The 21,162-nt window shown below is 61.4% G+C and carries 31 protein-coding genes; 26 read left to right on the forward strand and 5 right to left on the reverse strand.

The genetic code is table 11. The features are described from left to right. The first annotated feature begins 117 nt into the window (after positions 1-117). Positions 118-936 carry a pyrroline-5-carboxylate reductase family protein gene (locus tag METLI_RS04835; RefSeq protein WP_004038482.1) on the forward strand — a complete coding sequence of 273 codons (819 nt, stop codon included), beginning with the start codon at positions 118-120 and terminating at the stop codon, positions 934-936. Between the two features lie 36 nt (positions 937-972). Here the strand turns inward: METLI_RS04835 and METLI_RS04840 are convergent, their stop codons facing one another. Continuing rightward, positions 973-1,998 carry an AI-2E family transporter gene (locus METLI_RS04840; RefSeq protein WP_004038483.1) on the reverse strand — a complete coding sequence of 342 codons (1,026 nt, stop codon included), beginning with the start codon at positions 1,996-1,998 and terminating at the stop codon, positions 973-975. A 237-nt stretch (positions 1,999-2,235) separates the two neighbouring features. Here METLI_RS04840 and METLI_RS04845 point away from each other — a divergent pair, with 237 nt between their 5' ends. Genes METLI_RS04845 through METLI_RS04935 form a run of 19 tightly spaced genes read left to right on the forward strand, consistent with a single transcriptional unit; the run spans position 2,236 to position 13,241 of the window. After that, entirely contained in the window at positions 2,236-2,721 is a 486-nt protein-coding gene (locus METLI_RS04845; protein ID WP_004038484.1) for a hypothetical protein, read from the forward strand. Then, entirely contained in the window at positions 2,709-2,960 is a 252-nt protein-coding gene (locus METLI_RS04850; RefSeq protein ID WP_004038485.1) for a DUF2109 family protein, read from the forward strand. Before METLI_RS04845 ends, METLI_RS04850 begins: the two co-directional genes overlap by 13 nt. After that, positions 2,953-3,189, forward strand: a complete 237-nt coding sequence (locus tag METLI_RS04855) for a DUF2108 domain-containing protein (RefSeq protein WP_004038486.1) — start codon at positions 2,953-2,955, stop codon at positions 3,187-3,189. The genes METLI_RS04850 and METLI_RS04855 overlap by 8 nt, the downstream gene beginning before the upstream one ends. After that, positions 3,179-3,415: a DUF2107 family protein gene (locus tag METLI_RS04860; RefSeq protein ID WP_004038488.1), complete on the forward strand. Its 237-nt coding sequence runs from the start codon at positions 3,179-3,181 to the stop codon at positions 3,413-3,415. The genes METLI_RS04855 and METLI_RS04860 overlap by 11 nt, the downstream gene beginning before the upstream one ends. Next, entirely contained in the window at positions 3,412-3,864 is a 453-nt protein-coding gene (locus METLI_RS04865; RefSeq protein WP_004038490.1) for a DUF2106 family protein, read from the forward strand. Before METLI_RS04860 ends, METLI_RS04865 begins: the two co-directional genes overlap by 4 nt. Beyond that, positions 3,861-4,457 carry an EhaG family protein gene (locus tag METLI_RS04870; RefSeq protein WP_004038492.1) on the forward strand — a complete coding sequence of 199 codons (597 nt, stop codon included), beginning with the start codon at positions 3,861-3,863 and terminating at the stop codon, positions 4,455-4,457. Before METLI_RS04865 ends, METLI_RS04870 begins: the two co-directional genes overlap by 4 nt. After that, the gene (locus METLI_RS04875) at positions 4,450-5,106 is read left to right on the forward strand and encodes a membrane protein (RefSeq protein ID WP_004038493.1); all 657 of its coding nucleotides are present in this window, start codon (positions 4,450-4,452) and stop codon (positions 5,104-5,106) included. The genes METLI_RS04870 and METLI_RS04875 overlap by 8 nt, the downstream gene beginning before the upstream one ends. Before the next feature lie 5 nt (positions 5,107-5,111). Further along, a complete protein-coding gene (locus METLI_RS04880; RefSeq protein WP_157203217.1) occupies positions 5,112-5,315 on the forward strand; it encodes a hypothetical protein in 204 nt (67 codons plus the stop codon). Between the two features lies 1 nt (position 5,316). Next, complete coding sequence (locus METLI_RS04885) at positions 5,317-6,159, forward strand: respiratory chain complex I subunit 1 family protein (RefSeq protein WP_004038495.1); 843 nt, start codon at positions 5,317-5,319, stop codon at positions 6,157-6,159. Between the two features lie 2 nt (positions 6,160-6,161). Next, a complete protein-coding gene (locus tag METLI_RS04890) occupies positions 6,162-6,404 on the forward strand; it encodes a hypothetical protein (RefSeq protein ID WP_004038496.1) in 243 nt (80 codons plus the stop codon). Then, positions 6,401-6,793: a hypothetical protein gene (locus tag METLI_RS04895; protein ID WP_004038497.1), complete on the forward strand. Its 393-nt coding sequence runs from the start codon at positions 6,401-6,403 to the stop codon at positions 6,791-6,793. The genes METLI_RS04890 and METLI_RS04895 overlap by 4 nt, the downstream gene beginning before the upstream one ends. Continuing rightward, a complete protein-coding gene (locus tag METLI_RS04900; protein ID WP_004038498.1) occupies positions 6,790-7,248 on the forward strand; it encodes an NADH-quinone oxidoreductase subunit B family protein in 459 nt (152 codons plus the stop codon). Before METLI_RS04895 ends, METLI_RS04900 begins: the two co-directional genes overlap by 4 nt. Next, positions 7,245-8,330, forward strand: coding sequence for a hydrogenase large subunit (locus METLI_RS04905; RefSeq protein WP_004038499.1), 1,086 nt, complete (start codon positions 7,245-7,247; stop codon positions 8,328-8,330). Before METLI_RS04900 ends, METLI_RS04905 begins: the two co-directional genes overlap by 4 nt. A 4-nt stretch (positions 8,331-8,334) precedes the next feature. Further along, positions 8,335-8,940, forward strand: a complete 606-nt coding sequence (locus METLI_RS04910) for a 4Fe-4S binding protein (RefSeq protein ID WP_004038501.1) — start codon at positions 8,335-8,337, stop codon at positions 8,938-8,940. Continuing rightward, a complete protein-coding gene (locus tag METLI_RS04915) occupies positions 8,937-9,335 on the forward strand; it encodes a molybdopterin dinucleotide binding domain-containing protein (RefSeq protein ID WP_004038503.1) in 399 nt (132 codons plus the stop codon). Before METLI_RS04910 ends, METLI_RS04915 begins: the two co-directional genes overlap by 4 nt. Further along, positions 9,332-10,627 carry a formylmethanofuran dehydrogenase subunit B gene (locus METLI_RS04920; RefSeq protein WP_004038504.1) on the forward strand — a complete coding sequence of 432 codons (1,296 nt, stop codon included), beginning with the start codon at positions 9,332-9,334 and terminating at the stop codon, positions 10,625-10,627. The genes METLI_RS04915 and METLI_RS04920 overlap by 4 nt, the downstream gene beginning before the upstream one ends. Further along, positions 10,624-12,324 (forward strand): formylmethanofuran dehydrogenase subunit A, encoded by a 1,701-nt coding sequence (locus METLI_RS04925; RefSeq protein ID WP_004038506.1) that lies wholly within the window; start codon positions 10,624-10,626, stop codon positions 12,322-12,324. Before METLI_RS04920 ends, METLI_RS04925 begins: the two co-directional genes overlap by 4 nt. Beyond that, a complete protein-coding gene (locus tag METLI_RS04930; protein ID WP_004038507.1) occupies positions 12,321-13,091 on the forward strand; it encodes a formylmethanofuran dehydrogenase subunit C in 771 nt (256 codons plus the stop codon). The genes METLI_RS04925 and METLI_RS04930 overlap by 4 nt, the downstream gene beginning before the upstream one ends. Continuing rightward, entirely contained in the window at positions 13,092-13,241 is a 150-nt protein-coding gene (locus METLI_RS04935; protein ID WP_004038509.1) for a hypothetical protein, read from the forward strand. A gap of 4 nt (positions 13,242-13,245) precedes the next feature. Here METLI_RS04935 and METLI_RS04940 read toward each other — a convergent pair whose 3' ends face one another. The 3 genes from METLI_RS04940 to METLI_RS13340 form a co-directional block, all read right to left on the reverse strand. After that, positions 13,246-13,515, reverse strand: coding sequence for a hypothetical protein (locus tag METLI_RS04940; RefSeq protein ID WP_004038514.1), 270 nt, complete (start codon positions 13,513-13,515; stop codon positions 13,246-13,248). A 64-nt stretch (positions 13,516-13,579) separates the two neighbouring features. Next, complete coding sequence (locus tag METLI_RS04945; RefSeq protein ID WP_004038515.1) at positions 13,580-13,936, reverse strand: NifB/NifX family molybdenum-iron cluster-binding protein; 357 nt, start codon at positions 13,934-13,936, stop codon at positions 13,580-13,582. Between the two features lie 70 nt (positions 13,937-14,006). Next, positions 14,007-14,246, reverse strand: coding sequence for a DUF5320 domain-containing protein (locus tag METLI_RS13340; RefSeq protein ID WP_004038516.1), 240 nt, complete (start codon positions 14,244-14,246; stop codon positions 14,007-14,009). A 541-nt stretch (positions 14,247-14,787) separates the two neighbouring features. On the opposite strand from METLI_RS13340, the gene METLI_RS04950 reads away from it, so the two are divergent. Next, complete coding sequence (locus METLI_RS04950; protein ID WP_004038517.1) at positions 14,788-15,528, forward strand: coenzyme F420-0:L-glutamate ligase; 741 nt, start codon at positions 14,788-14,790, stop codon at positions 15,526-15,528. A 418-nt stretch (positions 15,529-15,946) separates the two neighbouring features. Here the strand turns inward: METLI_RS04950 and METLI_RS04955 are convergent, their stop codons facing one another. Further along, entirely contained in the window at positions 15,947-16,105 is a 159-nt protein-coding gene (locus METLI_RS04955; protein WP_174269591.1) for a preprotein translocase subunit Sec61beta, read from the reverse strand. A 52-nt stretch (positions 16,106-16,157) separates the two neighbouring features. Here METLI_RS04955 and METLI_RS04960 point away from each other — a divergent pair, with 52 nt between their 5' ends. From METLI_RS04960 to METLI_RS04980, 5 genes are all read left to right on the forward strand, one after another. Then, a complete protein-coding gene (locus tag METLI_RS04960; protein ID WP_004038519.1) occupies positions 16,158-17,189 on the forward strand; it encodes an amidohydrolase family protein in 1,032 nt (343 codons plus the stop codon). 44 nt (positions 17,190-17,233) lie between these two features. Next, positions 17,234-17,659: a universal stress protein gene (locus METLI_RS04965; protein ID WP_004038521.1), complete on the forward strand. Its 426-nt coding sequence runs from the start codon at positions 17,234-17,236 to the stop codon at positions 17,657-17,659. A gap of 20 nt (positions 17,660-17,679) precedes the next feature. Then, a complete protein-coding gene (locus METLI_RS04970) occupies positions 17,680-18,531 on the forward strand; it encodes a CBS domain-containing protein (RefSeq protein ID WP_004038523.1) in 852 nt (283 codons plus the stop codon). A gap of 80 nt (positions 18,532-18,611) precedes the next feature. Next, positions 18,612-19,250 carry an archaeal proteasome endopeptidase complex subunit beta gene (psmB, locus tag METLI_RS04975; protein WP_004038525.1) on the forward strand — a complete coding sequence of 213 codons (639 nt, stop codon included), beginning with the start codon at positions 18,612-18,614 and terminating at the stop codon, positions 19,248-19,250. Positions 19,251-19,271: 21 nt separating this feature from the next. Continuing rightward, on the forward strand, positions 19,272-21,161 hold the full coding sequence (locus METLI_RS04980) for a beta-CASP ribonuclease aCPSF1 (RefSeq protein ID WP_004038527.1): 1,890 nt from the start codon (positions 19,272-19,274) through the stop codon (positions 21,159-21,161). Position 21,162 lies beyond the last annotated feature (1 nt).

A 21,162-nucleotide genomic window follows, 5' to 3' on the forward strand; every position in this document is an offset into this window, starting at 1 on the left:
AGGATTTTTCTCCATGACGGTTTGAAGGCCTGGCACATACCCCTTTTGTTTTGCAGGCCGGATCGTGCCCGCTCACCCTGCTTATTTCTGCTCCGGCACCGAACAGGATCAGGAAACATGACGACCTTCGGCGTGATCGGGACGGGCAGCATGGGCAGCATGCTTGTTCGGAAGATGGTGGAGAGCGGGCAGGCGGGTGCGCACGAGATCATCGTGTACAACCGGTCGGCGGAGAAGGCGCTTCGCCTCGTCGGCGCGACCGGCGTCCGGATCGCCCCGAGCGCCCGGGACGTCGCCGAACAATCTGACGTCCTCCTCCTCTGCGTCAGGCCCCTGGAGGTGCGGGGCGTCCTCCTGGACCTCGGGGGCGCGCTGACCCCGGAACACCTCCTCGTCTCGGTCGCATCCGACGTCACGCTCGGCGACCTCTCGGCATGGTCAAAGGCGCGATCGGCGCGGGCGATCCCTGCCGTCACCTCTGAGTGCGGGGGCGGCGTCACCCTGGTCGCCTTCGGCGCCGCCGCCTCAGACGCCGACAGGGAACTGGTCCTCTCCCTCTTCGGCGCCATGAGTTCGCCGGTCGAGATCGCCGAGGAGCACTTCGAGGTGATGACCGCCCTGACCAGCTGTGCGCCGGCGTTCATCGCCGCCCTCATGCAGGAATTTGCGGCCGCGGCCGTCAGGCGGTCAGGGATCGCCCTCCCTGTTGCCGAACACCTGGTGAGGGAGACCCTCACCGGAACGGCCTGTCTGCTCGCAGCATCAGGGACCGGTTTCGAGGAGGTGATCGCCAGGGTGGCGACCGAAGGCGGGATCACGAGGGTGGGCGTCGACGTCATCAGGCAGCGGGTGCCCGGCGTCTTCGACGAGATCCTTGCGAAGACCGATGCACGGCACGACCTGGTGAAGGCGAAGATCAGGGAGACCGTGCCCTGAGGCGCTCCCCCTCGCTTTCCAGCCTTTTGCCCCGGATCACGTCCCCTGTGCGGCCTCTTTCACTTCTTTCATCTCCTCCAGCAGGATATGGTAACCGGTGATCGCCAGCGCCAGGAAGAGCGGGCCAAGGACGAACCCGACGATCCCCATCACCGCAAGCCCGCCGAAAAAGCCGATCCACATGATCACCGGGTGGATGCTGGCGCGGCGCCCCATCATCATGGGGCGGAAGTAGATGTCAGGAAGGGCGCAGACGATCGGGTATCCGACGAACGCCACCAGAAGCCCGCCCCTGATGTCCCCCAGGGAGAGGGAGTACACGCCGAGAAAGAGCATGATCACCGAGGGGCCGATGATCGGGATGAGCTGGAAGATCGCCGCCATCAGGGCATAGAAGACGATGTGATCGTAGCCAAGCACATAGAAAAACGGAATCGCAAGGACGAAGGTGACGACCGACGTCGCCACATGGACGATATAGAGGGCGTACAGGGTGTCGACCGAGGTGCGGGTCAGTTTTTCCACCGCCGCGCGGAGGCGGGACGGGAGGGCTGCGGTCACCTCCGCGGCGAGGGCGTCCCCCCGGTAGATGAACATGTACAGGGAGAGGAAGAAGACGATCAGGTCGATGATGAGCATCGGCACCTGCGAGGCGAGCCCGGTCACCCAGTCCCCGAAGGAGGCGATCTGCTCGTCTGTCCAGGCGGCGATATCGGTGGAGGCGATCCCGGCCGCGGCTCCGCCTGTCTCGGCAGAGGCGATCCATGCGAGGATCCCCTGCACGATCTGAGTCAGATAATCGCCGTTCTGGGCGAGCACGGCAATCGTAAAGCCTACCGAAAATATGGTGGCGAAAAAGACTGCCGCCGTGGTGAGCAGGGCCGCCGTGCCCTCCCGCATCGACCGGCCAAGATAGTGCTTCACCGGCATGATCACGATCGCCAGGGAGGCCGAGAGGACGACGACCCAGAGCAGGTTCCAGAAGGCGATCGCAGCGGCTGCAAGGATGCCGAGGACCAGCAGGACGGTAAGGCGGTCCGGGAGGGAAAGATTGTGCGCCATGGACGATAGAAGAGTGCGGGTTCTGCCGGGATAAATACTTGCGGCCTTCCGGTATCACGGCACGCGGAAAGGGGTGGAAAGGCGATGCCGCCCCAATATCAATTTTCTTATAGGATGGGGAGCAAATACCACGTGCATAGGCAAAAAGAGATTGAAATAGGTTGATTTGCTGGAATACAAATGTTTATGGTAGGGACAGAGTTAAATGAACCTCATTGAATAACCAGGAGACCGGAGATGCTTGCTGACTATATTCAGATCCCGATCGCGGCCGCCCTCTGCTGGATCCTCTTCGTCACCGTCGATATCGTCTTCAGGCTCCCGGAGAAAGGCGGGGTAAAAGGGGCGGCGGCGATCGGCCGGAAGATCGGGGAGGACGGTGGCAGCCTTCCCGGCGGCACCATGATGGGGAATATCGTCTCCTCCCCTGACGCCTCTGCCGGCACCCTCCTCGCCGCCTGCGGCGTGTATGTCGCAGGGCTTCCCGGCGGCCTTGCGGCAGCCGCTCTCGTCTTTATCGGCAACCGCATCTGCCACGACCCCGGCTATGCCGGGACAAGCGGCGCCGTCCTTGCAAGTATTATGATCACCGGCTTCTCCGTTCTCGGATTCGCCCCTGAAAATTTCATCGCAGGGATGGTCATCGCCATCCTGACGATACAGGGGCTCTCTCACCCCTATGCGAGCCGTCTCCTCACCCGCATCTGGGGGTGGCGGAGTTGATCGCCCTGTACGTCTGCGGTCTCGTCGCCCTCTTCGCCGCCATACGGACGGTGATCGAGCCCCATCCCTACCGGAAACTCCCGTACCTCAACGTGATGAACTTCGCCATCGCCGGTCTGATCGTCCTCATACTCTCCCATCCCCTTTCGATCCTTGCAGCGGCGGCATATTTTGTCGGCTCCACCCTGGAGGCGAACGCGATCGCCTCGGCACGCGCGGCGGTGATGGGCGATGATTGAGTTTTTGCAGGTGGTGCTCGCCGCCATCGTCATCCTCGGCACCGCGGCGACCGCATGGAGCCGCGACCCCTTCAACAAACTGATCTGCCTCGGCGTCCTGATCGGCGGGGTCTTCCCGTTCATCGTCGCCGGCGGCTATCTCGACGTCGCCGTCGCCGTCGCTCTTATCGCTCCTCTGACCACGATATTTGTGCTTGCAATCACCGGGAGGAACGGCGATGGAGTCTGAACTCATCCTCGGACTTCTGGTGCTGATCATCGGAGCGCTCGCCGCGGCGTTCCCGCGGCCAAAGACCTATCTCTCCCGGATCATCAGCCTGGAGATCCCGGCCTGGGGGCTTCTGCTCATCATGCTCGCCTACAACGAGACGCTCGCCCTGCTTACCTTTATTGCCGTCACCGCCATCTCCACCTTTGTCATGGTGCGGGTGGTCGAGAGGAGGATGGTCCCATGATCATCAGCAGGATCTCCCGGATCCTTGCCGGCTACGAGAACCTCTCCCTCCTCTATGCGGTGCTCGTCCTCGCCGGCCTCGTCATCGGGATCTTCTCCATCCCGGGCATCGTCTATCACGGCGACAACCTCTACCCCAAGACCCTCGACCCGTCGAGCGCCCTCGACCCCTACGACCGCGGCGGCGAACCCTTCGGGAACACGAGCGTGGCGGCGCAGTACCCGGAGAACTCGCCCTATCTCGGCTACGTGACGGCGTACCTCACGCCCTTCTCGCAGTTCCTCGCCGAGACCACGTCCCACCTGGGCACGACGATCGTCGCCCATCCCGGCGGGATCATCGACGAGATCCTCTACAACACGCGGGGGCTCGATACCGTCGTCGAGACGAGCATCCTCTTTGTAGCATTTGCGATCGCCTCGTTCCTCTTCAGGAGGCGTGAAGGATGAGCCCGTACGGGACGGTCCTCGCCGTCGTCCTGGTCGCCATGGCGATCGCCTTCGTGGCCCTGGTGCGCGAACGCGACGACCTTCACCGCCTTCTCCTCACCGATCTCGCCGAGATCGTCGCCCTGGCGATCATCGCCCTCGTCGCCACCGACCTTGCCGAGGCGCTCATCCTTCCCGGCCTGGTCGTCGGGATCTCCGAACTGATGGCGCTTTCAGAGGTCTACCTGGTGAAAGAAGGACTCAGGTCGGTGCCCGAACGCCTGATGCATATCGAGGTCATGGACAGCGCCCCGGCGATCCTGGCGGGCGTCCTCGTCGTCTACGGCATCGTGCTCTCGGGCTTCTCCGGGGGCGCCGTGGCAGGGTGCGGCCTCCTCTTCTGGTTCTTCTGCAAGGGCCACGACGAGGCCTTCGAGATCATCGAGACCGCCTCGGGCTATGCCTGGGCGCTCTGGATCGTCGCCTTCTTCGTCTTCATGATCGCTCCTGCCTACTGGCTCTTTGCGGTGATGCTCGCCGGCGGGGCGATCCTCCTGAAGGTGATGGCGAAGATGGCCCTGGTCGGGACCATGCGAGGTGGTCGCGATGTTTGATCTCCCGATCGAAGGGGCGCAGGTGATGGCCCTTGCATTCGGCGACATCGTAAATTACTTCAGTGTCTATACAGGCACGCTCTTTGTCTTTGCCCTGCTCTTCACAGTGCTCGCGATCGTCAGCCTCCCTGAACGGCCGATGGACATCGTCTTTGGCGGCGACGCCTATTACACCAAGGAGATCCCGCTCGACCTCCTCCGGTTCCAGCGGTTCATGGCGATCGCCTGCGGGCTCGCCACCCTCGGGGCGGTGGTCTCCGGCGACATCTTCAACTTCACCCTCTTTGGCTCGATGATCGGGATCACGAACATCGGGATCGTCGCCGCGGTGAAGAACAGGCACGTCCTGGAGGCCGCCTACCAGTACGGGATCGTGGCGATGGTCGCCACCGTCCCGCTCTTCGGCGGTGCGGCGATCGTCCTCGCATCGGCCGGCACCCTCTCCATCTGGGCGCTCGCCGGTGTAGCGGCGGTCCCCCTCATCGCCAAGATCTTCCTGGTCCTCGGGGTGATGGGCGAGGGAATGGCGCCGTTCTATATCGGAAAAGCCGAGATCACCCGTGCGCCGGGCGCGCCCTACGTGCTGATGATCCATGTGAGTTCTCTCCTCCTCTTCCTCCGTGTGGTGGAGATCGTCCTGACGGTGTGATGACAATGAAAAAACAGACAGCAGGTGCGGTGACGGTGGCGGCGGGCGTGGTCTGCGTCGCCGCCTCGGCGGCGTGGCGGCTCGGCCTCCTGGAGACATGGCTCGCGATCGTGCTGAACGTCGTCGCCTTTCCGTTCTTCCTTGTCGCCCTCGGACTGTGGTGGAATGCAGCAGAAAAAGAGGGGGACACCCCGTTCATAGGGTACTGACATGATCGAATATCTCATCGTTGCAGTTTTTGCCGGCCTTCTCCTCCACGGTATCCACCGGAAGGCGATCGCACGGATACAGGGCCGGCCCGGCCCGCCCGTCTGGCAGGAGATCCTCCATGTCCTGAAGTTCTCCTTCAAGGAGACCTGGATCCCGTGGACGGCGAGCCGGACCCTCTTCGTCGCCGTCGTGTTCATCGCCATCGGGATCTGGAGCACCGCCCTTGTGGTGCTCCTCACCGGGCAGAGCCTGCTCCTTCTCTTCGGCGTCTATATGCTCCACAAGATCGTGGAGCACGGTCTCGGCCTCTCCTCGGGCTCGCCGTACGGGAAGTTCGGCGCCATCAGGTCGGTGATGTCGGCGGCCTCCGAGATCCCGCTCTTCGCCACGATCGCCGCCGTCTATCTGGTCACCAACTCCCTGATGATCTCCGACATCCTCGCATGGCAGGTGGCGAACGGGCCCCTTCTGCTCGCCGTCCCGCCGGCGGCGGCAGCGCTCTACATCGTGGTCCTTGCAAAGATGCACTACAGCCCCTTCGCCGTCATCGAGAGCAAGGAGATCGTGAGCGGGAACATGACCGAGCACTTCGGCGTCTGGCGGGCCGGTCTCGACGTCGCCTTCGGGCTCAAGACCTTCGTCCTCCTCTACGCCTTCATCCTGCTCTTCATCGGGCCGATCTCCCTCCTTGCGACGGCGGTGGTGATGCTCCTCCTCCTCCTCTCCCTCTCCTTTATCTGCGCCGTCACGCCGATGCTCTCCCCCTTCGACACCGTCACCATCCAGATCGGGGCGGCCGGCCTGATCGTCGCCTATGTCCTCCTGATGGGGGTGTTCCTGTGAGCATGATACGCACTGCAATCGCCGGCGGCGCAGCCGTTTACGGCGCCATCATGGTCGTGCAGGCGCTGCAGCGCCCGTCCGCGGCTGCGGGAGCGATCGCGGCGGCCCTCCTCCTTGCGGCCGCAGGGATCCTCCTCTGGTCCGGTGATGAGCACCGGCTCAAGAGGGTCGAGATGGCGCTCCTCTGGTGCTGTGCCGCCCTGTTTCTGGTCTATGGTCTCCTCGCCTCCGGGGGTGTGATATGAACGACGGCTATCTCTATGAAAAAGACCTGCGGCCCCTGAAATACAACATCCTCACCGGGTTACGCCAGGACAGGACCGTGCGGGAGATCGCGGCCCGCCTGGGTGTGCGCATCCAGAAACTCCGCCTCCACCTCATCGAGCGCCTGGACATGTCTGATATGGAAAACATGCCTGCCCGCTTCGAGGCCGGGATCGCCGCCATGACCGGCGACGACCCGGTCGCCGACGCCCTCGGGTGCGACCTCTTTGTCAGGTCCATCGGGGTCTTCACCCCCGACGAGATGGCGGCCGCATATGGCCGGGCCCGTACCCTCCTTGAGAAGGGGGCGCCGCTCGAAGAGGCAATATCAGAAGGAAAAGCAGTTCTGAAGGAGATAGTGGCACCATGACAGGTATGCTCCAGAAAATGAAAAACGCCGTCCGATCGCGCTCGATCCACGTGGCCTACGTGGACACGGGCTCGTGCAACGGCTGCGACATCGAGGTGCTCGCCTGCCTCTCGCCGCGCTATGATCTCGAACAGTACGGGATCTATGTCCACAACAACCCCCGGGAGGCCGATGTCCTGCTGGTGATCGGGTGCTGCACCCCGCAGTGGGAGGACAAACTCAAGAGTATCTGGGAGAAGATCCCCGAGCCGAAGGTGGCGATCGCCATCGGGAACTGCCCGATCTCAGGGTGCGTATTCAACAGGGAAGGGAGCTATGTCAACCCTCCCGCCTCCAAGCATATTCCAATCGCCGCCTCGGTCCCGGGCTGCCCGCCGCGGCCGACCGAGATCATCAGGGCGATCCTCTCGCTTGCGCCGACAGTATTCAAGGACTACGAGGAGAAAATACGATGAAAAAGACGGTCGATGTGGCGGTGCCGATCGGGCCCGTCCACCCCTGCTGGAAAGAGCCGATCAGGATCAAGTGCGCGACGAAAGGAGAGCAGGTGCTCTCCGCCGAGGTCGAACTCGGCTACATGAAGAAGGGGATCGAGCGGATCATGCAGGGCAGGCCATGGCAGGAGGTGATGTTCCTTGCCGAACGGGTATGCGGGATCTGTTCGGTCGTCCACAACATGGTCTTCATCGAGACGATGGAGGCGATCTCAGGGATCGAACCGGCCGAACGGGCGGCCTTTCTGCGGGTGATCGTCAACGAGCTCGACCGCATGCAGAGCCACCTCATCGCCAACTTCTCGTACTGCTATACGATCGAGCACGAGACCCTCGGCATGTACCTCCTCAACGAGCGCGAGCACGTGATGGATCTTCTCGAGCGGATCACCGGCAACCGGGTGAACACCGCCTATATGATCCCGGGCGGTGTCCGCTACGACCTCAGGCCCGATGATGCCGACGCCGTTAAGGCGACGCTCGACCTCCTTGAGAAGAACATCGCCCGCTACATGGGGATCTTCGAGAGCGGGCCGATGATCGCCCTGCGGAGCCGCGGCGTCGGGGTGCTCACGAAGGAGGACGCCCTGCGGGCACATGCGGTCGGGCCGACAGCGCGGGCGAGCGGCATCTCTGTCGATCTGAGATCAAAGCACCCGACCTACCGGAAACTTGGCTTCGAACCGGTCGTCAGGACCGAGTGCGACAACTATGCCAGGATCATGGTCAGGTTCGGAGAACTCTTCCAGTCCATCGGCCTGATCCGGAGGGCCCTTGCGATGATGCCCGAAGGCCCGGTCAGGGGCGGGGGCATCTGCAAGGGGGGCGAGGTCCGGTACTCGGGCGAGGCGCCGCGGGGCGAACTCACCTATGTTGTAAAGGCCGACCGCTACGGGAGGGTGGAGGAGATCGCCATCCAGACGCCCTCCATCATGAACATCGACGCATGCGCCCACTACATGCTGAAGGGAGCCCTGTCCATCGCCGACGTAACGGCGACCTTCATCAGTTCGGATCCGTGCGTGGCATGCACTGAGAGGTAAGGAGATGGGTCTGTCGGTTATCTGGTATCTGAAGGAATTTTGCAGGGGGAAATGGATCAAAACCCTCCTCTTTGCAAAAACCGCCCCGCTCGTCGATCCCCCGTACTTCCGGGGGTATCCGACGCTGACCGGTAAGGAGTGCACCCACTGCCTCTCCTGCATGATGATCTGCCCGACGCCGGGGGCGATCGAGGTGCTGCGCGAGGGCGAGAAGTGGGCGCCGAAGATCTATCCGGGCCACTGCATCAGGTGCGGGCTCTGTGTCGAGGCATGCCCCGAAGACGTCCTGGACGCCGGGCGGGTGCTGGAGACGCAACACCGGGACAACACCTCCCTCTCGGTCCGCTACCAGGTGACGGTGAACCCGGACACCTGCGTGCGTTGCGGCAACTGCGTGGTCGCCTGTCCGGTGAACAAGGAGGCCGACCCGCAGCTCGGCGCCTCAGGGACGTCGGCGAACGACGAGGTGATCATGCGCATCGAGCGGGGCAACCTCTGGGTGCTCCACGACGAGAAGTGCACCGGCTGCAAGACCTGCGAGACCGTCTGCCCGACGGACGCGATCAGGATCGCCCGCGTCGCCGAGGGGCGGCAGGGGGTCGAAGAATGACGTTCCTGTTCAACACCGGGCGGACGTCGGCGCAGGGTACAGGACTGGAGCACAAAAGCGGTCCTGAATACCGCGAGGCGACCTCTGTCTGCCGGATGAACCCGGTGGACCTGATGCAACTGGAGATCGAGGCGGGCGAGCGAATCCGCGCCGCAGGTCCGGGAGGCGTTGTCGTCCTGCGGGTTGCGGCCAGCGACGATATCCCGCAGGGAACGGTCTTCGTGCCGCTCGGCCCGTATGCGAATGCGGTCGTCGGCGGGGAGACGCATGGGACCGGGATGCCAGACTACAAATCGGTCGAGGTCGAGATCGAACCGACCGACGACCCGGTGCCGACGATCGATCAGCTGATGGAGGCGGTCGGCGGCCTCGCATATCTGGAGGAGGAGAGATGATCCACCGGGATATGATCTGCCCATTCTGCGGCTGTCTCTGCGACGATCTGGTGATCACGACTGAGGGGAACGAGGTGGTGCAGGTGGACAACGCCTGCACCCTTGGCACCCACAAACTCATGGGGGCCTGGAAGAACCGGCTGAAAAATCCGATCATGCGGGACGGCGGCGGGTGGCGGGACGCTTCCTATGAGGAGGCGATCGAGTACGCCGCCGGCGTTCTCCTGGACGCCGACCGCCCCCTCCTCTACGGCTGGTCGAGCACGCAGGGCGAGGCGCAGGGGCTCGGTGTCTCGATGGCCGAGCTCCTCGGCGGCGTGATCGATTCCACCACCTCGGTCTGCCACGGCCCCTCGATCCTGGCCATCCAGGAGGTGGGCCACCCGGGCTGCACCCTCGGGCAGGTGAAGAACCGCGCCGATCTCGTCATCTACTGGGCATGCAACCCGACCGAGGCCCACCCGCGGCACATGAGCCGTTATACCACCTACGCCGACGGTTTTTTCCTCGAAAACGCTTTCAGGGACAGGAAACTCATCGTCGTCGACGTCAGGAAGAGCGAGACCACATCGATCGCCGACGAGTTCGTGAAAGTGAAACCGGGCGGGGACTATGCGGTCTTCGCCGCCCTGCGGGCGATCGTCAGGGGCCGGGCCGATGTCGTCCCTGACACGGTCGCGGGCGTCACAAAGGAGCAGCTCGTGCGTATCGGGGAGATGTGCAAAGAGGCAAAGTTCGGTGCGCTCTTCTTCGGCGTCGGGCTCACGATGGCGCCGGGGAAGTACAAAAACATCAGGAACGCCATCGAACTCGTGGACGAACTCAACCGCTACACGAAGTGGACCTTAACGCCCCTGCGGGGCCACTACAACGTCTACGGCTCCAACGAAGTCTTCACCTGGATGACCGGCTACCCGTACGCCGTGGACTTCTCCAGGCAGATCGCCTTCTATAATCCGGGAGAGACGACGGCCGTCGATATCCTTGCCAGAAAAGAGTGCGACGCCTGCCTGATCGTGGCCTCAGACCCCGGCGCCCACTTCCCGAAGGCCTGTCTGGAGCACCTTACCAAAATCCCGACCGTGCTGATCGACCCGATGAACACCGTCACGACGCCCCTCTGCCGGTGCCAGATCCCGACCGCGGTCAACGGGATCGATGCGGGGGGCACCGCCTACCGGATGGACGGCGTGCCCATTCACGTAAAGAAGTTCATGGACCTCGGCTACCCGAGCGACACCGAGGTCATCGGCCGGATCTTCGAGCGGATACAGGAGGTGAAACACCCATGAGCGACCTTTTGATCAAAAACGCCTTCGTCATCGATCCGATCAACCGGATCAACGGCGAAATCATGGACATCGCCGTCCGGGACGGGCGGATCGTCGAGGACGTCGGGCAGGGGGCCGAGGTGATCGATGCCGGCGGCCATCTTACCCTTCCCGGCGGCGTCGACTCCCACACCCATATCTGCGGCACCAAGGTGAATTTCGGGCGTTATATGAGCCCTGAGGACATGCGGGCCGGCAGGGAGGCGCGCCGGGGCGTGAAGCATTCCATCTCAGGCTACTCGGTGCCGACGACCTATGCAAACTCCTATCGCTACGCCATCATGGGCTACACCACCCTGCTCGAAGGGGCGATGGCCCCCCTCGAAGCCAGGCACACCCACGAGGAGTTCTCGGCCACGCCCCTGCAGGACGTGATGGCAAACACCCTCTTCGACGGGAACTGGGGGGTGATGGAGGCGATCCGCGACGGCGACATCGAGCGTGCGGCGGCGATCGTGGGGTGGACGCTCTCGGCGGTGAAGGGGTTCGGGATCAAGCTCACCAACCCCGGCGGCACCGAGGCGTGGGGCTACGGGAAGGACGTGACCTGCATCAGGGACAAGGTCCCCCATTTCGAGGTCTCCCCGGCCGAGATCGTCGAGGGGATGATCCGGGTCTGCGAACTCCTCCGTCTCCCGCATTCGGTCCACCTCCACTGCAACAACCTGGGCAAACCGGGCAACTACGCCTGCACCGTCGGGACGCTCAATCTCGCCCCTGACCTCAACGAGAAGCGGCAGACCCTCTATGCCACTCATGTCCAGTTCCACAGTTACGGCGGTTCGGACTGGAAGACCTTCTGCTCGAAGGCCGAACCGGTGGCCTACACCGTGAACAACCGTCCCCAGATCGTCATCGACATGGGGCAGGTGATGTTCGGGAAGACGACGACGATGACCGCCGACGGCCCGATGGAGTTCAATCTCTATCGTCTCCACCATGACAAGTGGAGCAACCACGACGTAGAACTCGAGACCGGGTCAGGGATCATCCCGGTGCTCTACCGGCGCAAGAATCTGGTCAATTCGATCATGTGGTCGATCGGGCTCGAACTTGCCCTGCTGGTCAAGAACCCCTGGCAGTGCATGCTCACGACCGACAACCCGAACGGTGCGCCGTTCGTGAAGTACCCCGAGATCATCGCCCTCCTGATGAGCAAAAAATACCGGGACGCCGAGTTTGCGACGGTCCATCCAGATACGGGATCGAAGGTCGTCCTCCCGGCACTCGAGCGCGAACTCGACTGGAACGAGATCGCCGTCATGACCCGCGCCGGGCAGGCGAAGGCCCTCGGCATCACCGGGATCGGGAAGGGGCACCTCGGGATCGGCGCCGAGGCCGATATCGCCGTCTATCCCCTGAAAGTTGACGAGATCGATCCCTCGACCGAGTACCGGCGGGTGATCGACGGGTTTGCAAAGACGAAGTGGACGGTGAAGCGGGGGAGACCGGTATCGCGGGACGGCGAGATCCTGGTCCACGGGGAGAACACGACCATCTGGGTGGACCCGAAGATCAGGCCAGAGCGCGATATCTCCAGAGACCCGCGGTTTGTCGAGATGTTCAACCACTGGTACTCGGTGCGGATGAGCAACTATCCGGTTCAGGACGAGTATTTGAGGAGAAACCTGAGGATGGAGACCGAGGCGGCGATATGAGGATCATACTGACGATGCGCCCCAGGAAAAATCCCTTCATCCCGATCGAGGCCGAAGGGATCGTCCCGTCTATCCTGATGACCGGGGCTGAGATCACGGTCTGGGAAGGAAACCGGGAGCGGCGTCTCGACGAGGTCTTCGAGGTCTCCGTCGAGGGCGAGGCGGCGACGGTCGAGGAGGTGGAGGTCGTGCTCCGCGGCGACACCTCGCGCCTCAAACGGGTCGGGGAGTACATGGACGGCGGACGGATCACCGTGGAAGGCGATATCGGGATGCACTGCGGGAACTTCATGAAGGCCGGGACCATCGAGGTGATGGGCAATGCCGACGGGTGGTTCGCCCGCGAACTCTGCGGCGGCACGGTCATCTGCCGCGGCGATGCCGGTCATTACTGCGCCTCGGGATACCGGGGCGAAAAAAAGGGGATGACCGGGGGCAGGGTCGAGGTCTTCGGGAACGCCGGCGACTTCGCGGCCGAGCACCTTGCAGGCGGCGAGGTGGTCATCCACGGAAACTGCGGCGATATGGCCGGGGTCGAGATGCACGGTGGGACGCTCTCCATCGGCGGGGACTGCTCCCGTCCCTGCGGGAACATGACCGGGGGAACCTGCACCGTTCTCGGGTGCGCCTATGGGATGATACCGACGTTCCAGGCAAAAGGTGAGACAAACGGCCCGGACGGGAAAAATATCAGTGCATTCACCGGGGATATTGCAAACAGAGGAAAGGGAAGTCTTTTAGTCAGGCGCTATCAATACCTGAAATAGATGATCAGGCATGAGTGCGGCTACGAGGAGCCGGCCTACTGTAAAAAATGCGGCAGACCCCTTGAATATACCGAACGCCGCGGGATTTACTGCCCCAACTGCGGGCATCGGGTCACGATCCTCTGCCCGCACTGCGGCAAGCGCTGGTAGGAGATCAGGTCATCCGGCTTCTGACCCATCGAGTATATTCTGAGCGGAGTTTACTTTTTTCATCCTCGTCCAGGTCTTCCCGCCCAACATCGTTCAAAAAAGATTCGAGCCTGCATATGAGGTCGTCCGCGTCCCTGTGGTTCAGCACCTCGAGATAGACCGGGGCGCGGCTTGCATCGATCACCTCGCCGCAGATATGGCAGAGTTTCCAGTGCTGGTAGGGATCGACATAAGTGAAGGTCTGGCACCCGGGACAGCGGATGACGCGGTACATTATGCGGAGATGCGCGCTGCTCTCTGAAAAAGATTGCTCTTCTCTCCCGGAAAGAAAAAAAGATTTAGTGCTCGTGGTCGCAGTCATGGCCGTCGTGGCTGCAGACATTGCCGCCGCTGACGAGTGCGCCCTCGAGGTAGGCCTCTACGGCGCCCTCGATGCTCCCGCTGACCCCGAGATAGACCTGGATATCGCGTGCACAGAAGAGATCCACTGCTTTTGGGCCCATGCCGCCTGCGATGACGACGCTTGCTCCCTGTTCGGCAAGCAGGGCCGGGAGCGCGCCCGGCGTGTGGCCCGGGCTTACGATGTCTTTTCGGCCGACAATCTTCCCGTCTGCAATCTCGAAGATCGCGTAGCCTTCGCACTGGCCGAAGTGCTGTGATACCTGATTACCATCTTTTGCAACGCCAATTTTCATGGAAATGCCTCTCTGTTAATCTCTGCAGGAATCCCTGATTAGTCTTTAGATAGGTGCACAAAAAATGGGGTCACCAGCATCGGCGCCGGCGTCCGCCGCAGAAACCCATTCCGCATCCTCTGGGGATACCGCCCCGCCCGACACCGTAGACGATGTTCTGCTGGACAGGGATCTCCTGCTGGACCGGTGCGGTACCGGTGGTTTCTGCGTTCTGCTGTGCTTCTGTCCGGGGGGCCGGCCTGCACCGCCCAAAGCCCCTTCCTGTCATCGGGCCAGCGCCTCTGGGCCCGGTAGCGTCAAATCCTGGCATTGTCAATCACATCCAAGAGGTGGAGGTTCTCCACCTGCAATTATTACTCATATGCGCATTAATACATAAACTCTGCCTATCGGGCAAAGATGAGTGGCAGTGCTTTCCCGGCACCTGGTCTTCGAATCGGTCCGGAAAAGGTGAAAAAGTGAGAGCGCGAACGGGGGTGTTTTTCTCTCCCCGCACCGCCAGAATCAGATGCATTCTCCAGGGCCGTTCGATCCCGCCCGCTCGCTGGTTTTTCTCACCAGTGCCAGTGCCAGCGACCGCGCTTCTCCGGACATGGAGCCCGGACAACGACCATCATCTCTGAGGACGGTTCGCGAATTTCGATTTTCTGTACCCCTCCGGCAACGCAGGGGCCGTACTTTCTTCCGGCAAGCTCCTCTTTACCCCGTGAACCGATGCTATACCATGTCATTATCGTCCCTCCTGGACGGCGTCGCCGCCCGCACGAGTCTGTGGTATACTGAACAATATATATAATGTCCCCCATGAACAGACCGATGGCTATTAGTCGGTGCCACGCCGATCATTCTCCATGCATATCCAGGTAATCCCGGTTGAGGGGCTGCCGATCATCCATCCGGGTGATCTTCTGACGGAGATGATCTGCGAGCGGGTCACCTTCGATGACGGGGACATCCTCTGTCTTGCCTCATCGGTCTACTCCAAGGCGAGGGGATTTATCAGAAAACAGGACGAGATCGTAGCCTCTGCAGAGGCCGTCCGCATCGCACAGAAAACCCATGAAGACCCCAGGTTTGTGCAGGCCATTCTCGACGAGACCACCGACGTGATCCTCGAGGACCCCTTCATCCTCTCGGAGACGGTCACCGGCCATGTGGGGGTGCGGGCGGGCGTCGACCACTCCAATATCGAGGACGGCATGATCATCCTCCTCCCGCCCGATCCGATGGGGGCCGCCGCCGGTCTCCGGGACGAGATTGCACGGATTACCGGCAAAGAGGTCCGCGTGATCATCACCGACACCTGCGGGCGCTCCTTCAGGCGGGGCCAGACCGGCGTCGCCATCGGATGGAGCGGGATGACGGCGATCCGTGACTTCAGGGGCGATCACGACCTCTTCGGCCATGTCCTCGAGATCACCGAGGAGGCGGTCGTCGATGAGGTCGCCGGTTTTGCCAACTTCATTATGGGCGAGAGCAACAACGGCGTTCCGGCCGTCGTGTTCAGAAACTGCGCCCGGTGGACCGGCCACGACAACCTGCACTTCAGCAGAGACGAAGACATCATCAGAAAGGCGCTCTGCAAAAAATAATCCTTTTTTAGGTTCTTTGCCCTTTCCCGTGGGTAGCGCCTTCGCACCGACCTGGCGATCGATCGCCTTCTCCGCATGCTCTGCCGGGGTTGCACCCGCCTGACCCTGCACACGATTGCCCCGCAGAACGGTTATAGGGGAAGGCAGGAGCGATTGTCCATCTCCGCACCCATCGCAGTTCTGCGGGGCGGCAGGCCCCCACGGCACCGGCATATGGATGGACCGATGATCGTCCCCAAACACTCGCTCCATCTCAAGTGCAGCCCATCGTCCCGGATCGCCTGAGTGGTGTTTGATAAAGGTGTCAATGGCTACCCACGCACGGGAGCGAAGCGCCCTTTTTCACATCACCCAGGAGACCGGCATAGCCCCGAAGGCGTGCCCTTGTCCCCTCCTGGCCGACGATAAAAAAAAGATTTCAGTAGAAGGAATTCAGCAGAAAAATGACCACGCCAATCGCGACTGAAATGGCGATCACATGCACGGGGTTGATGTGGACAGCCCTGCGGTCCTCACTGTCATAATAATTCACGAGACCCGCGGACGAAACGAGTCGCCCGCCACTCTTCTTCGCCATATCCATAAACTTTCGCATTCACTATATATAAAATCGGCGTCAACGGGTGGATATGCCAGAGCAGGTGTACCGGGGAGCAGTCCTCGCCGGCGACGACTTCGAGCCGGTCAGGGCGGCGGTGATCGTCGAGGACGGCGTGATCACGGCGATCGAAGAGGATTCGTCGGCCCCTGACCTCTGGATCTGCCCGGCATTTTTTAATGCCCATACCCACCTCGGCGACACCGTCGCCATGGACTTCGCCACCTGCGGAGACCTGGAGGCCCTGGTCACCCCTCCCCACGGGCTCAAACACCGCATCCTGGGGTCAACGCCGCGCCCCCGCCTGATCGAGGGGATGCGCGCCAGCATCAGGGGTATGCAGGCCACCGGAACGGCAGGTTTTGCCGACTTCAGGGAGGGGGGGGCTGACGGCGTCACGGCACTCCGCGAAGCGGTCCAGGGTGAACCGATTCTCCCGCTGATCTTCGGCAGGGAAGGGGGTGAGACGATCGCCGACGGGATCGGCATCAGCAGTGCACGGGACATCCCTGACACCGAGGAGCAGGTCAGACGGGCCAGGGCCGCCGGCAGGCTGGTGGCATTCCATGCCGGCGAGAAGGACCTGGACGACATCGACGCCGCCCTCTGCTATGACCCCGACCTCCTCGTCCACTGCACCCACGCCACCAGAGGGCAACTCAGGGCGATTGCCGATGCCGGCGTGCCCGTCGCCGTCTGTATCCGATCCAACTGGACCCTCGGCGTCACCTGCGACGCCGGGAGGCCGCCGGTCAGAGAGATGGCAGCGTGCGGCTGCACCTGGTACATCGGCACCGACAACGTGATGTTTGTCCAGCCCGATATGCTCAGAGAGATGTCGTTCTGCGAAACCGTCACTCGAATGCCTCCCGAAGAGATCCTGCGCGCTGCTGTCGGGGGTGCTGCGCTCGCAGGCAGGTCTTTCCCGATAAAAAAAGGCAACCGGGCGAATTTTATCATAATAGACCCTGATAGGGCGGGTCTTGGGTTCAGCCCGGATCCAATCGCCTCCATGGTAAAACGAGTCGGAGAGCGATCCATACTGCAAACTGTTATAAATTGATAGATTGAATAAAATAGCAGATTCCGGTTTTGTGAGGTGTAGCCATGTTTAAAAAAATCGTCGTCGCTATCGACGGGTCAGATATCAGCCTGAAGGCGCTCGAGGTTGCTCTGTCTGAGGCCCGGATCTGGAATGCCGAACTCCATGTGATCTACGTCGTCGAAACCAGCATGTTCTCCTCCATCCCCATGGACAACACCTGGGAAATTATCTACTCGCTCCTTGAAAGCGAAGGAAAAGAGGTCTTCCAGAAGAGCAAGGAACGTGCCGCACAGGACGGAGTCTCGCTCATCACGCACCTCAAGGACGGACATGCCGGCAACGAGATCGTCTCCCTTACCGAAGAGCTGCACGCCGACCTGATCGTGATCGGTTCGCGTGGGAAGACCAATATCGATCGCCTCCTTCTTGGCAGCGTTTCGGAGCATGTTGTTCGGAACAGCAGCTGCACGACGATGGTGGTGAGATAATTCCAGTTGACATAACCGAGATGTTCGTCCAGGACTACATGACAAAGGATGTGGTCTCTGTTGAGATCCCGAGCAACCGCGATGATATCCTCAAGATACTGAAAAGGACCGGTATCTCGGGTATCCCGGTACGAGAACGGGGCAAGGTCGTCGGCGTGGTCACCAGAAAAGATCTCCTCCGCAAGTCCGAGGAGACGCAGGTGGCGCTCCTGATGTCCCCGAAACCCGTTGTGGTAACGCCTGATACCCCGCTCTCCGATGCAGCGGCGGTGATGGTCAGGCATAACTACCGGAGACTGCCGGTCGTCGACGACAACGGCAGCCTTGTCGGGCTGCTCAGCGTGGCCGACCTCATTGCGGCGATCGCCCAGCTGCGGATCAAGGACGAGATCAGGGACTACTACCTCAGCAGCACCTTCGCCCTCTGGGAGGAAACGCCGCTCCCCCTTGTCGGCCGGATCATGGAGATCTCCGATGTCGAAGCCGTTCCGATCATGGACGAGCGTGGCGTGGTATCAGGGATCATCTCAGAGCGCGACCTGATCAGAAACTCCCACATTGAGGACTCGGTCGAGGTCTCGGATTTCTCCAACGGGACCGACGACGACGAATGGAGCTGGGAGAGTATCAGGGACATGCACACGGTCAGCTACGGGGTCTCCAAGGTCCAGCTCCCTGAAAGGCCGGTCAGGACGGCGATGGTGAAGAATGTTGTCACCGTCCCGAAAAACGCCGGCGTTTCTGAGTGTGCCCTTCTCATGAAGCGTTCCCGCGTCGACCAGCTGCCGGTGGTCAACGGGGACAAAAGACTCATCGCCATGCTCTTTGACCGCGAGTTGATCCGGGTGCTCTGCAAGGGCCAGGATCAATAACCTTTAAATTTATTGATATCTTTAATACAGATAACGCTTTTACAAAATTTTTAGCGTGTAATTTTCATGGGGGTATTTCAATGCCTGAGATTAATCAGGAGATTATGAAAGGCACCACGACAGTGGGGCTTGTATTCGATGAGGGTATCGTTCTCGCAACTGAAAAACGTGCGACGATGGGGACTCTTATCGCCAGCAAAACTGCAAAAAAAGTGTACCAGATAGCGGACCGCATCGGTATGACAACTGCCGGCGGCGTTGGCGATGCTCAGTCGCTCGCCCGCCTCATGCAGGTGGAGTGCAGCCTGTACAAAGTCCGCCACGGCAAACCGATCTCCGTCGGTGCTGCGGCGACCCTGCTCTCCAACTATCTGCAGCAGAACCGCTATTACCCGTATTACGTCCAGCTCCTTGTCGGCGGCGTGGACCGGAATGGACCGAGCGTTTACTCGGTCGATGCGATGGGCGGCGCCTCGAAGGAGACCGACATCGTCTCGACCGGCTCGGGCTCTCCGATGGCCTACGGCGTGCTTGAGGACCGGTACCACGCTGATATGAACGAACCTGAGGCGGTCGACCTTGCCACCCGTTCCCTCAAGGCCGCGATGCGCCGTGACTCCGCATCTGGCGAGAATATCAGTATTGTTGTGATCACCAGGGATAAATACGAGGAAAAGGCCGTTCAGGTCACCCAGATGAAACCAGAACTTACCAGCTAACTCTTTTTTAGGACGATATTAATGTTGATTGAGGACAGACTCAAGGAACTCAGGGATAAGATCAATACCAAGGTCCCGGCCGGGATCACCATCTCTGATGTTGAATTTGAAGGCCCAGAACTGGTCATCTACACCGATGATCCCAAAAAGTTCGCCGACCAGGAGGATCTGATCAGGGTTCTCGCACGGGAACTGCGCAAACGCATCGTCGTACGGCCGAACATCCTCGAAGACCCCGAGACGGCCGCGACGAAGATCAAATCGGTCGTCCCTGACAACGCCGGCATTTCCGATATCTTTTTTGACCCTGACACCGGCGAGGTGCTGATCGAAGCGGAAAAGCCCGGCATTGTCATCGGAAAAAACGGGGCGACGCTGCGCGACATCACCAAGAGCACCTGCTGGACCCCCAAAGTGGTCCGCACCCCGCCGATCGAGAGCTCGACCGTCAAACAGGTCCGTCAGTACCTCAGGTCGGTCAAGGACGAGCGCAAGACGTTCCTGCGCACGATCGGCCGGCGGATCCACCGTGACGTGATCGCAAAGGACCAGTGGGTGCGGGTCACGACCCTCGGCTGCTGCCGAGAGGTCGGACGGGCGGCGTTCCTGCTGACGACACCCGAGAGTCGGGTCCTCATCGACTGCGGCGAAAAGCCCGGGAGCACGACGAGCACCCCGTACCTCTACGTCCCCGAGATCTCGCCCCTCTCCTCGCTCGACGCCGTCGTCCTCACCCATGCCCACCTTGACCACTGCGCACTCGTCCCTCTTCTCTTTAAATATGGTTATGACGGCCCGGTGTACTCGACCCCCCCGACACGCGACCTGGCCGCCATGCTCCAGCTCGACTACCTCGACGTCGTCAAAAAGGAGAGCGGGAGACAGCCGTACACCTCAAACGAGGTGAAAGAGTATATCAAGCACTCGATCACTCTCAACTATGGTTCGGTCACCGACATTGCGCCTGATATCAAACTCACCTTCCATAATGCCGGTCATATCCTCGGTTCGGCGATCGCCCACTTCCACCTTGGCGACGGCCTCTACAACATCGCCTTCACCGGGGACTTCAACTACCAGAAGACCCGTCTCTTCTCCCCGGCGGTCTCGACCTTCCCCCGCCTCGAAGCCCTGTTCATGGAGAGCACCTACGGCGGGGCAAATGCCCTCCAGCCGGCCCGCGAGGACGCGGAGGCAAAGCTCTACGATATCGTGACACGGACGATCGAGCGGGGCGGCAAGGTGATCATCCCTGCCTTCGCCGTCGGTCGGTCCCAGGAGGTCATGCTCGCCCTCGAAGAGGGGATGAGAAAGGAGAAGATCCCGCGGGTGAAGGTCTATCTCGACGGCATGATCAAGGAGGCGACGGCGATCCACACCACCTACCCGGAGTATCTCAATGCGGACCTCCGCAACCAGATCTTCAGGGACGGCATGAACCCCTTCCTTGCGGAATGCTTTGTGCAGGTCGACTCGTCTGATCTGCGCGAGAAGGTGATCGGCGGCGACCCCTGTGTCATCGTCACCACCAGCGGCATGCTCAGCGGCGGTCCGGTTATGGAGTACCTCTACGCCCTCGCCCCTGACGAGCGCAACACGCTCGTCTTCGTCGGCTACCAGGCTGAAGGGACCTTCGGCCGCCGCCTCCAGAAAGGCTGGCGCGAGATCCCGGTCGGCAACCGGGAGACGATGGTCGTGAAACTGGACATCGATACCGTCGACGGTTTCTCCGGTCACTCAGACCGGAAACAGTTGATGGGCTTTATCCAGCATATCCAGCCGAGGCCAGAGAAGATCTTCACGATCCACGGCGACGAGAACAGCACGATCGACCTTGCCAGTTCGATCTACAAGCGCTTCCACATCGAGACGCGCTCGCCCCTGAACCTCGAGACCTACCGTATGGTATAAT

It is taken from the genome of Methanofollis liminatans DSM 4140, assembly GCF_000275865.1.
GTDB lineage: Archaea > Halobacteriota > Methanomicrobia > Methanomicrobiales > Methanofollaceae > Methanofollis > Methanofollis liminatans.